This is a genomic window from Kitasatospora sp. NPDC087861 (genome assembly GCF_044742585.1).
Taxonomy (GTDB): domain Bacteria; phylum Actinomycetota; class Actinomycetes; order Streptomycetales; family Streptomycetaceae; genus Kitasatospora.
Genome location: NZ_JBIUUS010000003.1, coordinates 103,617 through 120,819, shown reverse-complemented (window position 1 = coordinate 120,819; position 17,203 = coordinate 103,617). Strand labels below are relative to the sequence as shown.

At 72.9% G+C, this 17,203-nt stretch carries 13 protein-coding genes; 4 read left to right on the top strand and 9 right to left on the bottom strand.

What is annotated here, in order from left to right:
- Positions 1-57 precede the first annotated feature (57 nt).
- Positions 58-4,599, bottom strand: a complete 4,542-nt coding sequence (locus ACIOJE_RS05575; RefSeq protein ID WP_400773554.1) for a hypothetical protein — start codon at positions 4,597-4,599, stop codon at positions 58-60.
- 494 nt (positions 4,600-5,093) lie between these two features.
- Positions 5,094-5,537 (bottom strand): methylmalonyl-CoA epimerase, encoded by a 444-nt coding sequence (mce, locus tag ACIOJE_RS05570; protein WP_280675985.1) that lies wholly within the window; start codon positions 5,535-5,537, stop codon positions 5,094-5,096.
- A gap of 255 nt (positions 5,538-5,792) precedes the next feature.
- On the opposite strand from mce, the gene ACIOJE_RS05565 reads away from it, so the two are divergent.
- Together ACIOJE_RS05565 and meaB are read left to right on the top strand one after the other, a co-directional pair.
- Complete coding sequence (locus ACIOJE_RS05565; protein WP_280675984.1) at positions 5,793-6,986, top strand: acetyl-CoA C-acetyltransferase; 1,194 nt, start codon at positions 5,793-5,795, stop codon at positions 6,984-6,986.
- A gap of 85 nt (positions 6,987-7,071) precedes the next feature.
- Positions 7,072-8,028 (top strand): methylmalonyl Co-A mutase-associated GTPase MeaB, encoded by a 957-nt coding sequence (gene meaB, locus ACIOJE_RS05560; protein ID WP_400773550.1) that lies wholly within the window; start codon positions 7,072-7,074, stop codon positions 8,026-8,028.
- Positions 8,029-8,103: 75 nt separating this feature from the next.
- On the opposite strand, the gene ACIOJE_RS05555 is transcribed toward meaB, so the two are convergent.
- From ACIOJE_RS05555 to ACIOJE_RS05535, 5 genes are all read right to left on the bottom strand, one after another.
- Positions 8,104-8,619: a MarR family winged helix-turn-helix transcriptional regulator gene (locus tag ACIOJE_RS05555; RefSeq protein WP_280675980.1), complete on the bottom strand. Its 516-nt coding sequence runs from the start codon at positions 8,617-8,619 to the stop codon at positions 8,104-8,106.
- A gap of 40 nt (positions 8,620-8,659) precedes the next feature.
- A complete protein-coding gene (locus ACIOJE_RS05550) occupies positions 8,660-9,469 on the bottom strand; it encodes an AIM24 family protein (protein ID WP_400668730.1) in 810 nt (269 codons plus the stop codon).
- Between the two features lie 224 nt (positions 9,470-9,693).
- Positions 9,694-10,344: an AIM24 family protein gene (locus ACIOJE_RS05545; protein ID WP_280675978.1), complete on the bottom strand. Its 651-nt coding sequence runs from the start codon at positions 10,342-10,344 to the stop codon at positions 9,694-9,696.
- Complete coding sequence (locus tag ACIOJE_RS05540) at positions 10,344-10,982, bottom strand: AIM24 family protein (RefSeq protein WP_280675976.1); 639 nt, start codon at positions 10,980-10,982, stop codon at positions 10,344-10,346. Before ACIOJE_RS05540 ends, ACIOJE_RS05545 begins: the two co-directional genes overlap by 1 nt.
- Positions 10,983-11,062: 80 nt before the next feature.
- On the bottom strand, positions 11,063-11,860 hold the full coding sequence (locus tag ACIOJE_RS05535) for a DUF2127 domain-containing protein (RefSeq protein ID WP_400773549.1): 798 nt from the start codon (positions 11,858-11,860) through the stop codon (positions 11,063-11,065).
- A gap of 244 nt (positions 11,861-12,104) precedes the next feature.
- Here ACIOJE_RS05535 and ACIOJE_RS05530 point away from each other — a divergent pair, with 244 nt between their 5' ends.
- Positions 12,105-12,416, top strand: a complete 312-nt coding sequence (locus tag ACIOJE_RS05530; RefSeq protein WP_400773546.1) for a DUF3817 domain-containing protein — start codon at positions 12,105-12,107, stop codon at positions 12,414-12,416.
- Positions 12,417-12,528: 112 nt separating this feature from the next.
- Here ACIOJE_RS05530 and ACIOJE_RS05525 read toward each other — a convergent pair whose 3' ends face one another.
- Positions 12,529-14,157, bottom strand: a complete 1,629-nt coding sequence (locus tag ACIOJE_RS05525) for a M4 family metallopeptidase (RefSeq protein WP_400773545.1) — start codon at positions 14,155-14,157, stop codon at positions 12,529-12,531.
- A gap of 353 nt (positions 14,158-14,510) precedes the next feature.
- Positions 14,511-16,148 (bottom strand): M4 family metallopeptidase, encoded by a 1,638-nt coding sequence (locus ACIOJE_RS05520; RefSeq protein ID WP_400773542.1) that lies wholly within the window; start codon positions 16,146-16,148, stop codon positions 14,511-14,513.
- Between the two features lie 493 nt (positions 16,149-16,641).
- On the opposite strand from ACIOJE_RS05520, the gene ACIOJE_RS05515 reads away from it, so the two are divergent.
- A complete protein-coding gene (locus ACIOJE_RS05515) occupies positions 16,642-17,181 on the top strand; it encodes a MarR family transcriptional regulator (RefSeq protein WP_280675966.1) in 540 nt (179 codons plus the stop codon).
- The last annotated feature ends 22 nt before the right edge of the window (positions 17,182-17,203 follow it).

Here is a 17,203-nt window from a genome sequence, read left to right as displayed (position 1 = left end):
TGACACGGTACCGGAGTGTCGACGGCGAGTTGCCGTTGTCCCGCGGACAATGTCCGCTCAATCGGGTGGTGCGTTCTTGGAACGATTGCCGCCCGACCGGGGGGAGCCAATTCCGGCACCCGCCTTGGCGCCCCCGTCCTTCTTGGTGGTGCTTCCCCCGTTGGCCTGGGCCACCGGTGACGGTGCCTCGAACGCCTCCAGCGCGGACAGCACGTCCTGGACCCTGGAGATCTCGGTGTTGATGTCCTTGCGACGGCGCACCAGTTCGTCCAGCTCGCGCCGGCCCTCGTCGGTGACCCGCTTCGCCTCGGCCTGCGCCTCGGCGAGCAGCCGTTCGGCCTCCGCCTTCGCCAGTTCGACCTGCTCGTCCGCGCCGCGGTCGGCGTCCCGAAGCCGCTTCTCCGCCTCGGCGGCGGCGCTCTCCAGCCGCTCCTCGGCCTCGGCCTCGGCCGACTGCAGCTTGGCCTCGGCCTTGACGATCAGCGCCTCGGCGCGGTCGGTGGAGTCGGCGAGCTTGGTCTCCGCCTCCTTCAGCAGGCCCTCGGCCTTGCGGACGGCCGAGATCCGGACCTTGCTGGCCTCCGCGGACGCCTCCGAGGTGAGCTCGCCCGCCCGCTCCTCGGCGGCCGCGACCAGGGCCGCCGCGCGCTCCTCGGCCTCGGCGACGGTGGCCACCGCCTGCTCCTCGGCCTCGGTCAGCTGCTCCTGAGCGGCCGTCACCAGCGCGTCGACCCGCTCGCCGGCCGACTTCATGGCCGCCGCGTTCTCCTTGCGGGCGCGCTCGTGCAGCGCCTCCACCTCGGCGTCGGTGCGCTCGCGCAGCTCCTCGGCGCGCTCGCGGATCGCGGTGGCGTCCCGGCGGGCCTCGGCGAGCAGCGTGTCGGCGTCGGACCGGCCCTTCTCCACCTCGGCCTGGCCGGCCGCCTCGCCGGCGGCGACCAGCCGGTCGGCCTCCTTGCGGGCGGCGGCGACCATCGCGTCCGCCTGCTCCTCGGCGGCGGCGGTGGTCGCCAGCGCGGTGGTCTGGGCGTCCTCGCCGAGCGCCTCGGCGTCCGCGAACGCCTTCTCCAGGACGGAGTTGGCCTGCTCGCGGGTGGCCCGGTCGAACTGCTCGGCAGCCTCCCGGGTCTCCGCGTCGTACGCGTCGGCGCGGCCGTGGGCGGCAGCGTCGTACTCGTCGGCGAGGGTGCGGGTGGCGAGCGCGTACTCCTCGGCCTCGGTGCGCAGGGCCGCGGCCAGCTCCTCGGCGTCGGCGACCAGGGCGGCCGAGCGCTCGTCGGCGGCGGCCATCGTCCGCACGGCCTGGGCCTCGGCGTCCGCGCGCAGCTGCTCGGCGTTCTCCTGGGCCGCGCGCAGCACGGCGTCGGCCTCCGCCCGCAGGTGCGCGTCGTAGGCCTGGGCCTCGGCGCGCTGCCGGCCCAGCTCGGCCTCGTGGGCCTCGCGCTCGGCGGCCAGCTCCAGTTCGGTCCGCTCGCGCAGGGCGGTGGTCTCGGCGTCGGTGCGGGCGCGCAGTTCGGCGGTCTCGTGGTCGGCGAGTTCGCGCTGCTGGGTGGTTTCGCGGTCGGCGAGTTCGCGCTGTTCGGCGGTCTCGTGGTCGGCGAGGGCCCGCTGCTCGGTGGTCTCCCGCTCGGCCAGCTCGCGCAGTTCGGCGGCGGCCTGCTCGGTCCGGTCGAGGAGCTCGGCGGCCTCCCGCTCGACGGCGGCCCGCCGCTCGGCGATCTGCTCGGCGGCGGCCTCGTGCATGCCGGCCACCGACTGGCGGACCTCGGCGGCCTCCTCCTCGGCGGCCGTGACCAGGGCGGCGCCCTCGGCCCCGGCGGCGGCGACCAGTTCCTCGCCGTCGACCCGGGCCTGCTCCAGGACGGCGGCGGCCTCGGCGCGGATGCCGTCGGCGGTGGCGCGGGCCTCGGACAGCTCGCGACCGGCCTCGGCACGGACCGTCTCGGCCTGCTCGGAGGCCAGCGCCAGGTCGGCGGCGGCCTTCTCCCGGACGGCCTTGGCGTCCCGGGCGGCCTCGGCCTGACGCTGCTCGGCGGCGCTCCGGGCGCTCTCCAGCAGGTCCTCGGCCTCGGCGCGCTGGGCGGTGGTCTCGGCGGTGGTGCGCTCGGCCAGTTCGGTGGCGGCCTGCTCGGCCTCGGCGCGGACGTCGGCGGCGTACGCCTCGGCGGCCGTGCGCTGTTCGGTGGTCTCGCGGTCGGCCAGCTCGCGCTGCTCCGAGGTCTCGCGCTCGGCGAGGGCGCGCAGTTCGGCGGCGGCCTGTTCGGCCTCGGCGCGCTGGGCGGTGGTCTCGGCGGTGGTGCGCTCGGCGAGGTCGGCGGCGGTCTGCTCGGCCTGCTCGTGGGTGGCCTGGGCGGCGGCCAGGAGCTCGGCGGTCTCCTCGCGCTCGCGGCGCAGGCCGGCGGCGGCCTCCTCGTGCTCGCGCCGGCTCTCCTCGCGCAGCGCGTTCGCGGCGGCCTCGGCCTCGCCCCGGGTACGGGCGGCCTCGGTGTCGGCCTCGGTGCGGACGCGCTCGGCGTCGGCCACCGCGGCGTCCCGGACGGCGTTCGCCTCGGCCTGCGCGTCGGCGGTGACGGCGGCCGCGGCGGCGCTCGCCTCGGACCGGACCCGCTGGTCGAACTCGGCCGCGTCCCGGCGGAGTTCGGCGGTCTCGCGCTCGGCGGCGGCGCGGTTCTCGGCGGCCGCGGCCTTGGCGGCGGCGAGGGCGTCCTGGCCCTGCTGCTCGGCGGCGGCGGTGGTCTTCGCGGCCTCGGCGCGGGCCCGGGCCAGGGTCTGCTCGGCCCGGCCCTGGGTCTCGGCGGCCTGCTCGTGGGCCTGCTCGCGCAGCCGCTCGATCTCCCCGGCCGCGCCGGCGCGCAGCTCGTCCGCGTCGGCCTTGGCCCTGGTGAGCAGCTCCTCGGCGTTCTTCGCCGACTCCTCGATCTGCACGACGGCCTGGCGGCGGGCCTCGCCGCGGACCCGGTCGGCCTCGGCGGCGGCCTGGGCGCGAAGTTCCTCGGCCTCGGCCCGCAGCCGGGCCGCCTCGTCCTGCATCTGCTCGATCCGCTCGCGGATCGCGGCGGCGTCGTCGAGGGCGGCGTTCTGGGCCTGCTCGACGGCGGCCTGGGCCTGCTCGCGCAGGCGCTGGGCCTCGGCGGCGGCCTCGGTGCGGATCCGCTCGGCCTCGGTGGCGGCCTCGGTGCGGGCGGTCTCGGCGTCCTGGTTGGCCCGGCCGAGCACCTCCTCGGCGGTCTTGGCGGCCTTGGCGAGGTGGACGGTGGCGTCCTTGGCGCCGGTCGCCCGGCCCTCCTCCTCGGCCGCGTGGCGCAGCCGCTGGGCCTCGGCCTCGGCGTGGGCGCGCAACTCGGCGACGTCCCGTTCGGCCTGGGCGCGCAGTTCGGCGATCGCGGCCTCGGCCTCGGCGCGCAGTTCGCCGGCCACCGACTCGGCGGTGGCCCGCAGCCGTTCGCTCTCCTCGGCGGCGGCGGCCTTGGCGGCCTCCGCCTCGGCCTGCTTGGTGGTGGCCTCGGCGCGGATGGCCTCGGCCTCCTTGGTGGCCTGGGCGACCATCCGGGCGACCTCGGCGCGGGCGGTCTGCGAGCGCTGCTCGTTGGCGGCCTCGCCGTCGGCGACCTTGCGCTCGGCGGCCGCCTCGGCGTCGGCCTGGAGCTGTTCGGCGGCCTGCTCCGCCTGGGCGCGCAGTTCGGCGGACTCGCGGCGGGTGCGCTCGGCCTCGGCGATCGCCTCGGCGCGCAGCCGCTCTATCTCGGCCTGGGCGTGGGCGAGCTGCTGCTCGGCCCGGCTCTGCTCGGTGGCGGACTGCTCCTTGAGCCGGTCGATCTCGGCCTTCGCGGCGGCGAGCTGCTGCTCGGCGGCGGCGTGCGCGGCGGCGAGCTGCTGCTGGGCCTCGCCGCGGGCGGCACCGACCTCGGCAGCGGCCTGGGCGCCGGCCTGCTGGGCGTGCTCGGAGGCGGCGCGCAGCAGGCGCTCGGCGTCGCTCTGGGCCCGCTGGAGGGCGGCCTCGGCGGCGGCCTGGGCCTCGCCGCGGGCGGCGTCGACGTCGGCGGCGGTCTGGGCGCGGGCCTGGTCGGAGAGCGCGACGGCCTCGGCCCGGGCGGCGGCGACCATCCGCTCGGCCTCGGCGCGGGCCTCCTGGAGCAGCCGTTGGGCCTCCTGCTCGGAGCCGGCCCGGGTCTGTTCGGCCCAGCCGTTGACGTGCTGCTCGGCGGTGTGGCGCAGCTCGGCGAGCTCGTCCTCCAGCTGGCGGCGGCGGGCGGTGAGCTCGGCCTCCAGTCGGGCGGTGCGCTCGGCGGCCTCGGCCATGATCCGCTGGGTGGCGGCCTGGGAGTCGCGCAGCTGGCGCTCGGCGTCGGCGCGCAGCTGCTGGGCCTGCATCTCGGCAGTGCGGAGCATCTGCTCGGCCTGGCCGGAGACGGCGTCGAAGGCGCGCGGCTGGGCGAGCATGCGGCGGGACTCGTGCAGCTTGGCCCGGAGCACCTCCACCTGGTAGGCGAGGTCCTCGGCATGCTCGACTGCCTTGTCCCGCTCCTTTCGAGTCCGACCCATCTCGGCCTCGAACTGGGAGAGGTGATCGTCAACCTCGTAGCGGTCGTTGCCCCGCACTCCGCGGTCCCATCCATCTCCTGGTCGCGTCCTCGACCCGGCCGGTCCAGGGCCCCCGTTGTCCGGGTGCCGGTCCGACTGGCTCCTTGCATCCGCAGCCGGTGGACGGCCCTCCGGTCATGCCGGGGCCGCACTCCGCGGTGGTCGGAGCCCTGGGCGTGGAAGCGCGGTGATCCCGCGTTCCCTCGTCCGGGTGGACTCCTGGGCGAACTCTTGCCTTGTGGAGAATGGTGACAGATCCGTGTTGCGACTGTTCAGCCGTGCCCGCGTACTGGACTCCCCTGCGACGGGCCGGCCACCGCAGGGCGGACGGGCCTGTCATCGGCCGTGCCCGTCGCCTCCGTCCCCCGGAGCCTTCGCGCACCTGGGCATTGTAGTGGGAGCGCACTGCGGGGGAATGGCCGCGTGGGGGTTTTCCGACTGTCCGACGAGGTTACTGACGGGTCATGACCGGTGGGACGGGGGTGCCGCCCGGGTGGACGGCACCCGTCGGCTCAGTGGGCGGCGTGCTCGTCGGGCCCGGCGGAGGTCACCAGCTCGGTCAGCACACCACCGCAGTCCTTGGGGTGCAGGAAGGTGATCCGCGAGCCCATCGAGCCGATCCGCGGCTCGTCGTAGAGGACCCGCACGCCCTTGGCCCGGACGGCCTCGGCGTCGCCGTCCACGTCGGCGGTGCCGAAGGCGATGTGGTGCACGCCCTCGCCGTTCTTCTCCAGCCACTTGGCGACGGTCGAGTCGGGCCGGGTGGGCTCCAGCAGCTGGAGGTAGGAGGCGCCGCCGTCGCCGGTGTCGTTGATCTTGAGCATGGCCTCGCGGACGCCCTGCTCCTCGTTGACCTCGGTGTGGAACACCTCGAAGCCGTAGGTGGCGCGGTAGAACTCGACCGTCTTGTCGAGGTCGCGGCAGGCGATGCCGATGTGGTCGATACGGGTCAGCACGGTGACCTCCGGGAGGCGGGTTGGCGACGTAGGGAACCAGGTGGCACCAGTGCAGCGCATCGCTCTCGACCGGCGCCACCGCCGGACGTGCGAGTCTGCTCACACGCCGGGGGTTCACCCGGGCCGCGTTGACACGGTGTTGACTGGAGGGTGCCAGTGCGCTCGATCACACCGTCGCTCCGGTGACGGGCGGGTAACAGGTCAGTACATTGAGCGCATCCTCACCTGGCCACGACGTGCGAAGGGGCTCGTCCCATGACCAACACCACCTCTGTGATCGTTGCCGGTGCGCGGACCCCGATGGGCCGCCTGCTCGGCTCCCTCAAGGGCTTCTCGGGCGCTGACCTCGGCGGCTTCGCGATCAAGGCCGCACTGGAACGGGCCGGCGTCACGGGTGACCAGGTCCAGTACGTGATCATGGGCCAGGTGCTGCAGGCCGGCGCCGGGCAGATCCCGGCCCGCCAGGCCGCCGTCAAGGCCGGCATCCCGATGAACGTCCCGGCGCTCACCATCAACAAGGTGTGCCTCTCCGGCCTGGACGCCATCGCGCTGGCCGACCAGCTGATCCGGGCCGGTGAGTTCGACATCGTGGTGGCCGGCGGCCAGGAGTCGATGACCAACGCCCCGCACCTGCTGCCGAAGTCCCGCGAGGGCTACAAGTACGGCGCGGTCGAGCTGCTCGACGCGATGGCCCACGACGGCCTCACCGACGCCTACGAGAACATTCCGATGGGCGAGTCGACCGAGAAGCACAACACCCGCCTGGGCATCGCCCGCGGGGTGCAGGACGAGATCGCCGCGGCCTCCCACCAGCGGGCCGCCAAGGCACAGGCCGACGGCGTCTTCGACGCCGAGATCACCCCGGTCGCGATCCCGCAGCGCAAGGGCGAGCCGGTGCTGTTCGGCCAGGACGAGGGCATCCGCGCGGACACCACCGTCGAGGGCCTGGCCCGACTGCGCCCGGCGTTCGCCAAGGACGGCACGATCACCGCCGGCACCTCCTCGCAGATCTCCGACGGCGCCGCCGCGGTGGTCGTGATGAGCAAGGCCAAGGCCGAGGAGCTGGGCCTGAGCTGGATCGCCGAGATCGGCGCGCACGGCAACGTGGCGGGCCCGGACAACTCGCTGCAGTCGCAGCCGTCCAACGCGATCCGGCACGCGCTGGCCAAGGAGGGCCTGGAGGTCTCCGACCTCGACCTGATCGAGATCAACGAGGCGTTCGCGGCCGTCGCCTACCAGTCGACCAAGGACCTGGGCGTCTCCTCGGACATCGTCAACGTCAACGGCGGCGCGATCGCGCTCGGCCACCCGATCGGCATGTCCGGTGCCCGCGTGGTGCTGCACCTGGCGCTGGAGCTCCAGCGGCGCGGCGGCGGTGTCGGCGCGGCCGCGCTGTGCGGCGGCGGCGGCCAGGGCGACGCGCTGATCGTGCGCGTCCCGAAGGCCTGATCAGCTGATCTGATCTTCGGGGCTGCGGACCGCCACAAGCGGTCCGCAGCCCCTTCGGCATCCGCATCCGCCCTAGGAGCTCCCGATGATCGATGTCGCCACGCTGGTCGAACAGGCCCGGGCGGGCCGGCCGCGGGCGGTCGCCCGGCTGATCACGCTGGTCGAGAACGCGGCCCCGCAGCTGCGCGAGGCGATGGCCGCGCTCGCGCCGTACACCGGTCAGGCCTACACGGTGGGCCTGACCGGTTCGCCCGGGGTCGGCAAGTCCACCTCCACCTCGGCGCTGGTCTCCGCCTACCGGCGGCTCGGCAAGCGGGTCGGGGTCCTGGCGGTCGACCCGTCCTCGCCGTTCTCCGGCGGCGCGCTGCTCGGCGACCGGGTCCGGATGCAGGACCACGCCACGGATCCCGAGGTGTTCATCCGCTCGATGGCCACCCGCGGCCACCTCGGCGGGCTGTCCTGGACGGCGCCGCAGGCGCTGCGGGTGCTGGACGCGGCCGGCTGCGAGGTGATCCTGGTCGAGACCGTCGGGGTGGGTCAGTCGGAGGTGGAGATCGCCGCCCAGGCCGACACCACCGTGGTGCTGCTCGCCCCCGGGATGGGCGACGGCATCCAGGCCGCCAAGGCCGGGATCCTGGAGATCGGCGACGTCTTCGTGGTCAACAAGGCCGACCGGGACGGCGCCGACGCCACCGCCCGGGAGCTCAACCACATGCTCGGCCTCGGCGAGGCCCGGGACGTGGGGGACTGGCGGCCGCCGATCGTCAAGACCGTCGCCGCCCGCGGCGAGGGCGTGGACGAGGTGGTCGAGGCGCTGGAGAAGCACCGTGCCTGGCTGGAGGAGCACGGTGAGCTGGCGGTGCGCCGCCGCCGCCGGGCCTCCGACGAGATCGAGGCGATCGCGCTGGCCGAACTGCGCACCCGGATCGGCGACCTGCGCGGGGACCGCCATCTGGCCGGCCTGGCCGAGCGGGTGGTGGCGGGCGAGCTGGACCCGTACGGCGCCGCCGACGAGCTGGTGGCCGGGCTCACCCGGGGCTGACGGCGGTACGGGGAAGGGGGGCCGGTCCCGGGACCGGCCCCCCTTCCCCGTACGTCGGTCAGGTCGCGCCGTCGGTCAGGAGCGGCCGCGAAGCCCTCGCAGGTGCTCGGCGACCGGGGCCAGCGCCTCGTACATGGCGTCCAACTGCTCCGGGGTGAAGCGGTCGATGAAGTGCGACCGGACGCTGCGCACATGGTCGGGGGCGACCCGCTGCATGGTCTCCCAGCCCTGCTCGGTGAGGTGGGCGTAGAGGCCGCGGCGGTCGCCCGGACACTCCTGGCGCAGCACCAGTCCGGCGTTCTCCATCCGGGTGATCTGGTGCGAGAGCCGGCTCTTGGACTGCAGGGTGGCGGTCGCGAGGTCGGTCATCCGCATCCGGCGGTCGGGGGCCTCGGAGAGGACGACCAGGATCTCGTAGTCGTTGATCGCCAGGTTGTGCGGCTGGAGTTCGCGGCTGAGCTGGTAGTCCAGCAGCTTGGCGACCTCCAGATGGGCGCGCCACATCCGCTGCTCCCTGGCGGTCAGCCAGGGAGTCTCCTCCTCGGGCTGCGACGGAGGGGTGTCCGCAGTGTCGATCGTGTGCGTATCCATGCGGGTCAGCATACCGCATTTAGTTCAATCTTGTACAAGTTTACAGGCCGAAACGCCGTCCCAGATCGCCCAGGTTACCGAGGCCCGGCACATTGAGGTTGCCCCCGCCGTGGCCGGACGCCGCCGGCTGGGACGGCACCCCGCCCACCGGGACGCCCGCCTCGGCGTCCACCTGGCCGACCGACCGCTCCGCCATCAGCTTCTCGCTGGACTGCAGCAGCACCTGGCCGGCGCCGATGAACTCGAACTGGTGCTCCTCGCCGGAGGCGCCGCCCAGCCCGGTCAGCCGCCGGATGCCGCCGATCAGCCCGTGCATGTAGTCGTGGTCGTAGTGGTGGCACGGCGCCGGGCAGTCCGCCCAGCCGACCAGCGCCTGCGGGTCCACCCGGATCGGCGGCTCGACGAAGTGCACCGGCCCGTTGGAGGCGGCGACGAACTTCCCGGTGCCGATCAGGGTCAGGAAGCCCGGGATGATCGACTGCTTGAGCCGCAGCGACGGGTCGAAGGCCAGCAGGTTGCCCGAGCGGACGGTCAGGTTGCCCTCGTCCAGGTCGTAGGAGTTGAGGTCGAAGGCGCGGTCGGCCAGCAGCAGCTTGCCGCGGCCCTGCGCGACCACCCAGTCCGCCGCGTGCATCGGCGAGTTGAAGTGCTGGCCGATCATCCGGTCGAGCACGCCGGCGCCGACGCCCTTGAAGGTGATGTCGCCGTAGTAGGCGACCATCTTGCCCTTCTGCAGGAAGTACGAGCCGTTCAGGTCGACCGAGAAGGCGTAGGGGTTGACGTTGTCGTTCACCGGCAGGCTGAACGCGTCGTACACCACCGGGCCGGAGCCGCCGTGGGCGCTCGGCAGCGGGGCCTGTGGGCCGCCGAACTGCTCCTGGGCGTAGGCCTGTTGGGGCTGCTGCGGGGGAGGCGGCGGCGGGTAGCCACCCTGCTGCGGGTAACCCGGCGCGGGGGGCGGGTAGCCCTGGCCGGGCTGCGGCCCGTAGCCCGGCGGCGGGGGCGCGGCGAAGCCGGGCTGGGTCGGCTGGTCGTACGGCGACTGCCCGTACGGCGGCTGCGGCGGGTAGGACATCAGAGCTTCTCCTCGCTCGCCTGGACGTACACCGCACCCTGCCCGGACAGCTCCAGCTGGAACGCCTCGCCGGAGCCGCGGCCGATCATGTCGCGCCAACCCAGCGCCGTGGACAGCTTGTTCTGCACCTGGCCGCGGTGTGCCACGTACGCCTGCGGGTCGACGTGCACCGACTGGCCCGGGACGATCGGCAGCTCGAAGACGCCGCCGTGCGCCATCACCGCGACCGCCCCCTGGCCCTCCAGCTTGGTGGTGAACAGGCCCTGCCCGGTGACCTGGCCGCGGACCATGCCCATCACCCCGCCCTGCGAGCCCATGAACATGGTGGACTGGCGCAGCGTGCCCTCGAAGGCCAGCAGCCGGTCCGCCTCGACGTACAGGGTGTCGCCGACCAGGTCGATCACGTGCACGTGGTGGCCGCCGTGGCCGAACATCACCCGGCCCTGGCCCTCGACGGTCATCAGCGGGGTGTCCTCGTTGGCCACCCGGCGGCCGATCATCGACATCACGCCGCCCTGCCCGCCGGTGATGTTCGGCGTGAAGCGGACGTCGCCGGTGTACGCGAGCATCGCGCCGCGCTGGCTGAACAGCCGCTGACCGGGCACCAGCAGGGCCTCGACCATCTTGCCGTTGATCTTCGTGAAGCCCATCAGACGTCGCCCCCGATGGTGACCTTCTCCGACGGCTGCACGTACACCAGCCCCTCCCCGGTGAACTCCACCTGGACGGCCTCGCCGCCGCCCTCGCCGATCACCGTGGTCCAGCCCGCGCCGGACTTCAGGCTGCGGTGCAGGCTGCCGGTGTGCGCCACGTAGGCGCCCGGGTCCACCCGCAGCGGCTGGCTCTTGTCGACCCGCAGGATGATCGCGGGCCCGTTCGAGGTGACGGCGGCCCAGCCGTGCCCCTCCACCTTGGTGGTGAACAGGCCGTTGCCGGAGGACATCCCGTTGAGCCCGGTGAAGGTGGTGCCGGTGCGCAGCGAGCCCTCGGTGCACAGCAGGTTGTCCGCCTCGACGAACAGCGTCTCGCCGTTCAGCCTGACCAGGTTGATCTCGGTGGCCTTGTCGGCGAAGTAGCAGGTGCCCTGTCCCTTCACCTCCATGACGGTCATCTGCTCGCCGGTCAGCCGGCGGGCGACCATGCCGCGCAGGCCGTCCCCACCGCCGGTCAGCTTCTTGAAGCTCATCTGGCCGGTGTAGGCGACCATCGAGCCGTGTCTGGCCTTGACGGCCTCACCGGCCAACTCGACCGCGAGTACCCGGGATCCCTGGAGTCTGAACTGTGCCACGGCCGCAATCTAGCGGGAGCGGCCGTGGCCGGGCGAGGGGGTGGGGACGAACTGGTACGGGTCTGCGACAAACGCGCCGGTCACGCCCGCGCGTGCGCCCCCCGGGCGGCGTGCGGGACGGCGCCGGCCGCCTCCTCGACCTCCAGCAGCGAGGCCGAGTGGCGTTCCGCCTCGAAGGCCACCACGCCGCCGCGCAGGCCGAACAGCCGCTTGGAGAGCATGATCCACAGGACGGCGGCGATGTTCAGCACCAGCGTGCCGATCTTCACCGCGCTGACGTGGTGGCTCAGTTCGTAGCCCTCCAGCGGCAGGAAGGCGGCGGTGGCGACCACGGTCAGGTACTCGGCCCAGCGCTTGCCGATCCAGAGGCCGACCGCCTCGACGATCTCGATCAGCGCGTAGGTCAGCAGCGCGCCCGCGACGATCAGCAGGGTGCTCTTCTTGTAGTCGAAGGTCTTGCGGATGGTGTCGACGATCGGCGAGTGTTCGAGGTCCCAGTGGAAGTGGTCGGTGACCGGCCGGAAGACCGAGAGGTTCTCGTCGAAGACCCGGTGCACGGCGTCCTGGCTGTTGGAGAACTTCCAGACGGCCCAGGCCACGATGATGATCAGCAGGCCGCGCAGCACCCGCTCGATCGCGAGGAAGCGCAGGATGAAGAGGTCCCGCAGCGCCTTGCCGCGTGGCACCAGCGGGGCGTCCTGCGCCGGGCCGGAGCCGTGCGGGGCGCCGAGCGCGAAGTCGCCGCAGCGCAGGCAGCGCCAGGCGTCGCCGAGGGCGGTCGCGGCGTGCAGCCGGGCGGCCAGCTCGGCCTCGGCCGGCGCGTAGGTGATGTGGCCGCGCTTGGCGCAGGTCCTTCGGTCCCAGTCCCGCTTGAACATGTGTGGCTACCCCCGGTCGTCCGACGTCTGCGGCGCCCGGTTCGATGGACGCGCGGGCAGCAGGATAGGGGCAGCGGGTGACGGGCCGCCGCGTCCGGCCGGGTTCTGGCGCACGGCTGTGACATCGGGCACGGTGCCCACCCCGGCCGGGGGTTCGGACGTGTGCTCGGTGATAATGGCCGGAAGGCTTGTGAGTCGCTTCACAAGCAGGTACGCCTCCGACCCCCGTATTGAGGTACCCATCGTGAACAGCAGCGCCGTCCACCGCCTGCGCCTGGTCTCCGGCCCCGAAGGGGTCTCGTTCATCCTGCTGCTGATCTGCTCCGTGCTGAAGCGGACCACGTCCTTCGACGGCGTCCCGGTGATGGGCATGATCCACGGGATCCTGTTCATCCTGTACGTCGTCTTCTGGATCCAGGCCTGGCAGGCGCAGAAGTGGGACGCCAAGCGCGGTGTCCTGCTGTTCGTCCTCTCGGTGCTGCCCACCGGCGGGTTCTTCGCCGAGCGGATGCTCGGCAAGGAGGAGCGCGGCGAGCTGCAGCCGGCCACCGCCTGAGCGGACTCCCCTCCACGCGACGGTCGACAGGCTGCCGCGGCCTCCTCTCCCAAAGGGCCGCGGCAGCCTGTCGCCGGTTTTACCGGGGGTGGCTGGTTGGTGCCGGCCGGCCCTAGTTGACGCTGACCCCGCTCCAGGCCGCGGCCACCGCCTTGTACTCGGCGCTGGTGGCGCCGTACAGGTCGGTCGCGGCCTTCAGGGTCGCCGTGCGGGCGCCCGCGTAGTTGGTGGTCGAGGTGAAGTAGACGGTCAGCGCGCGGTACCAGATCGCGGCGGCCTTGGTCCGGCCGATGCCGGTCACGGTCGAGCCGTTGGAGGTCGGGCTGTTGTAGCTGACCCCGTTGATCACCTTGGCGCCGCTGCCCTCGGCGAGCAGGAAGAAGAAGTGGTTGGCGATGCCCGAGGAGTAGTGGACGTCCAGGTTGCCGACGCCGGAGTACCAGGCGTCCGCGGACCTGCCGTCCTTGGAGGGCTTGTCCATGTAGCGCAGCGGGGTGCCGTTGCCGTTGATGTTGAGCTTCTCGCCGATCAGGTAGTCCGGCGGGTCGGCGGGCAGGTTGGCCGACCACTCGACCATGGTGCCGAAGATGTCCGAGGTGGCCTCGTTGAGGCCGCCGGACTCGCCGGAGTAGTTCAGGCCGCCGGTGGCGGAGGTGACGCCGTGGGTCATCTCGTGGCCGGAGACGTCGATCGCGGTCAGCGGGTTGGTGTTGCCGGAGCCGTCCCCGTACGTCATGCAGAAGCAGGAGTCGTTCCAGAACGCGTTGACGTAGTTGGAGCCGTAGTGGACGCGGCTCGTGGCGCCGACGCCGTTGTTCTTGATGCCGTTGCGGCCGAAGGTGTTCTTGTAGTAGTCCCAGGTCGCGGCGGCGCCGAACTGGGCGTCCACGGCGGCGGACTGGCGGTTGGAGGCCAGGCCGTTGCCCCAGGAGTTGGTGGTGCTGGTGAACAGCGTGCCGTTGCCGGAGGTGGCGCCCTTGAGGTCGGTGGTGGACTGGTTGCCCCGGGAGGCGTCCTTCAGCGAGTAGGTCGAGCCGCTCTGGGTGGTGGTCAGCGGGACGGTGCCGACGTTGACGCCCTTGCCGGTGCCGGCCGCGGTCTGGAACTCCTCGTGGGTGGAGAGCACCGCGCCGGTGGCGGCGTCGGTGACCACCTGCTGGCTGCTCGGGGTGCCGTCGGCCCGCTCGCCGCGGACCACCGTGCGGTGGGCCAGCCGCGGGGTGCCGTCGGTCGCCCACACCACCAGCTCGGCCGCGCCCGCGCCGTCGACCCGGCTGAGCGCCGGCTCGTCCTGGTCGACGGCTGTCCCGACGGTCGCCCGCACCGCGGCGGTGGCGCGCTCGGCGGCCTGCCCGGCGGCCAGGCCCGGGGCCAGGCTCGGCAGCGACAACCGGCCGTCGAAGGCCCGGTCGACCGAGCTCACCGAGCCGTCGGCGCGCTGGTGGACGACCAGGTCGCCGCCGAGCACCGGGAGGCCGGCGTAGGTGCGCTCGTAGCGCAGGTGGCGCGCGCCGTCGGCGTCCGCGACGACGTCCTTGACCACCAGCCGCTCCTGGCCGCCGAGGGACAGGGCCTGTGCGACCGGGGTGCTCTGCCCGGCGGCCAGCGCGAGCAGCGCCGCGCGCTGCTGCTCCGGGGCCGGGGCGGCGGCCTGGGCGGCGGGGACGACGGCGATCTGGATCACGCCGGCGAGCAGGGCGGTGGCGGAGAGTACGGCGCCGGCTGTCAGCTTTCGCTTCACGTACGGGGTTCCTTCCACGAAACCGCGTGTGCGCGCGGTTGCGCCGCGTACCGGGGCGCCGGGGGTGGCGCCGTAGGGGCGGTAGGGCGCGGACGTGCTGCTCCCGTGCGGCCACTGACGGTCCGTCGACGGGTGGGGGTGACGGAACGTCGGACGGGGCTTGGACAGAAGCATGACAATCGATGACAGGAAATGACAGGGTGCTGTCGGGTATTGGCCGACAATCGCCAGCGCTGGTGCGGATGGTTCGGTTGCCGCCCAGTGCCCCGCTACGGGCGGTTCGTCCGGCTGGCGGGACTCCGCCACCGGGCGGCGTTCGGGCGTGCGGGCGTCCTGTCATCGTGCGTCGTACGTCAGTTGACGTTGACGCCGCTCCACGCGGCCGCGACCGCCTGGTACTCGGCGCTGGTGGCGCCGTACAGGTCCGCGGCGGCCTTCAGGCTGCCGGTGCGGGCACCCGCGTAGTTGGTGGTGGAAGTGAAGTAGACGGTCAGCGCGCGGTACCAGATCTGCGCGGCCTTGTCCCGGCCGATGCCGGTGACCGTCGAGCCGTTGGAGGTCGGGCTGTTGTAGCTGAAGCCGTTGATGGTCTTCGCGCCGCTGCCCTCGGACAGCAGGTAGAAGAAGTGGTTGGCGATGCCCGAGGAGTAGTGGACGTCCAGGTTGCCGACGCCGGAGTACCAGGCGTCCGCCGAGCCGCCGTCCTTGCTGGGCTTGTCCATGTAGCGCAGCGGGCTGCCGTCGCCGTTCAGGTTGATCAGCTCGCCGATCCAGTAGTTCGGCGGGTTGGCGGGCAGGTTGGCGTAGAACTCGACCATGGTGCCGAAGATGTCCGAGGTGGCCTCGTTGAGGCCGCCGGACTCACCGGAGTAGTTGAGGTTCGCCGTGGCGGCGGTGACGCCGTGGCTCATCTCGTGGCCGGCCACGTCGATCTCGGTGAGCGGGTGGGTGTTGCCGCTGCCGTCGCCGTAGGACATGCAGAAGCAGGCGTCGCTCCAGAACGCGTTGACGTAGTTGGAGCCGTAGTGCACCCGGCTGGTCGCGCCGACGCCGTTGTTCTTGATGCCGTTGCGCCCGAAGGTGTTCTTGTAGAAGTCCCAGGTGGCGGCCGCGCCGTACTGGGCGTCCACCGCGGCGGATTCGGCGTTGGAGGCCAGGCCGTTGCCGAAGGTGTCGGTCGAGTTGGCGACCAGGGTGCCGGTGCCGGAGGTCTTGTTCTTCAGGTTGACGGTCGACTGGCCGCCGCGGGTGGCGTCCTTCAGCTGGTACGAGGAGCCGCTCTGGGTGGTGGTCAGCGGGACGCTGCCGACGAACACGCCCTTGCCGGTGCCGGCTGCGGTCTGCACCTGCTCGTGGGTGGAGAGCACCGCGCCGGTGGCGGCGTCGGTGACCAGCAGCTGGCTGCTCGGGGTCCCGTCGGCGCGCACGCCCTCGACGGTGGTCCGGTACGCCAGGCGCGGGTTGCCGTCGCTCGCCCAGACCACCAGCTCGGCCTTGCCGGTCTGGTGCACGGCCGTCAGCGGGGACTCGTCCTTGTCGGCGACGACGCCGACGGTGGCCTGGACCGCGCCAGTGGCCTGCGCGGCGGCCTGGTCGGCCGGGATCTGCGGGGTCAGGCTCGGCAGGCTCAGCTGCGCGGTGACCGCCTTGTCGACCGACTCCACCGCACCGCGGGCGCTCTGGTGCACCACCAGGTCACCGCCGAGCACCGGCAGGCCGGCGTAGGTGCGCTCGAAGCGCAGGTGCCGGGTGCCGTCCTGGTCCACCACGGCGTCCTTCGCCACCAGTTGCTCCTGCCCGCCGAGGGCGAGCGCCTTCGCCAGCGGGCCGGACTGGCCGCCCGCCAGGGCGAGCGCCGCCGCGTGCTGCTCGGCGGCCTGCGCCTGCAGGGCGGGGATCGGGCTGGCCTGGGCGGCGGTGCTCACCTGGACCACGCCGGTGAGCAGGGCGGTGGCGGAGAGTACGGCGACTGCTGCGAGCTTTCGCTTCACGGACGAGTCCTTCCGGGAAACCGCGTGTGGGCGGTCGCACCGCGTCCCGGGGGCCGGGGTCGGCACCTGAGGGGCGGGACGGGCGCTGACGTGCGGGCCCCGTGCGGTCGAGCGGCAGGTCACCGATGGGTGGGGGTGGTGGCTGCCGGACGGGGCTGGCCGAAAGCATGACAATCGAGCAAATCAAATGACAGGTCTTGCTCATGAATTGGCCAAGTCCCGCCAGTCGGGCGGATTGTGAACGGACCGACAAAAGGGGCGAATCACCCTGACTTTCAGCGGGTTACCGTCCGAACCGAGGCCTGGTAGTGCGGCTGCGGGTCGATCGGCCGCCAACTCCGGCACGCCCCGGTCGTGTTGTCGTGCATTCACACCGGCGCAATGTCCAGGTATGGACCTGGCCGCCCGATTGGCGGGTTCCCGCCACGCGTTGCGCTTGTCCACCATCAGGACAGCTGGTAGCACACGTCCCTTCCGCCGGTACGGTAAGGAGGTGCCCAAGCCCCTAGCCCTCGACTTCGACCCGATCGCCCGCGCCGACGAGCTCTGGACCCGCCGCTGGGGCGGGGTCCCCTCGATGGCGGCGATCACCTCGATCATGCGCGCCCACCAGATCCTGCTCTCCAGGGTCGACGCGGTGCTCAAGCCGTACGGGCTGACCTTCGCCCGGTACGAGGCGCTGGTGCTGCTGACCTTCAGCCGGACCGGCGAGCTCTCGCTGTCCAAGATCGGCGAGCGGCTCATGGTCCACCCGACCAGCGTCACCAACACCGTCGACCGGCTGGAGCGGGCCGGCCTGGTCGCCCGCCGCCCGAACCCGCTGGACGGCCGCGGCGTGCTCGCCGCGATCACCGGCCGCGGCCGCGAGGCGGTCGAGGAGGCCACCCGGGAGCTCATGGCGATGGAGTTCGGGCTGGAGGAGTACGACACCGAGCAGTGTCGCCAGGTGTTCGAACTGCTCAGGCCGCTGCGGATCGCCGCCGGCGACTTCACCGACGACCGCGACGAGGGGGCTGCGCGGGAGCGGCCGTGAGGACGGCTACCCTCGTGGGAGC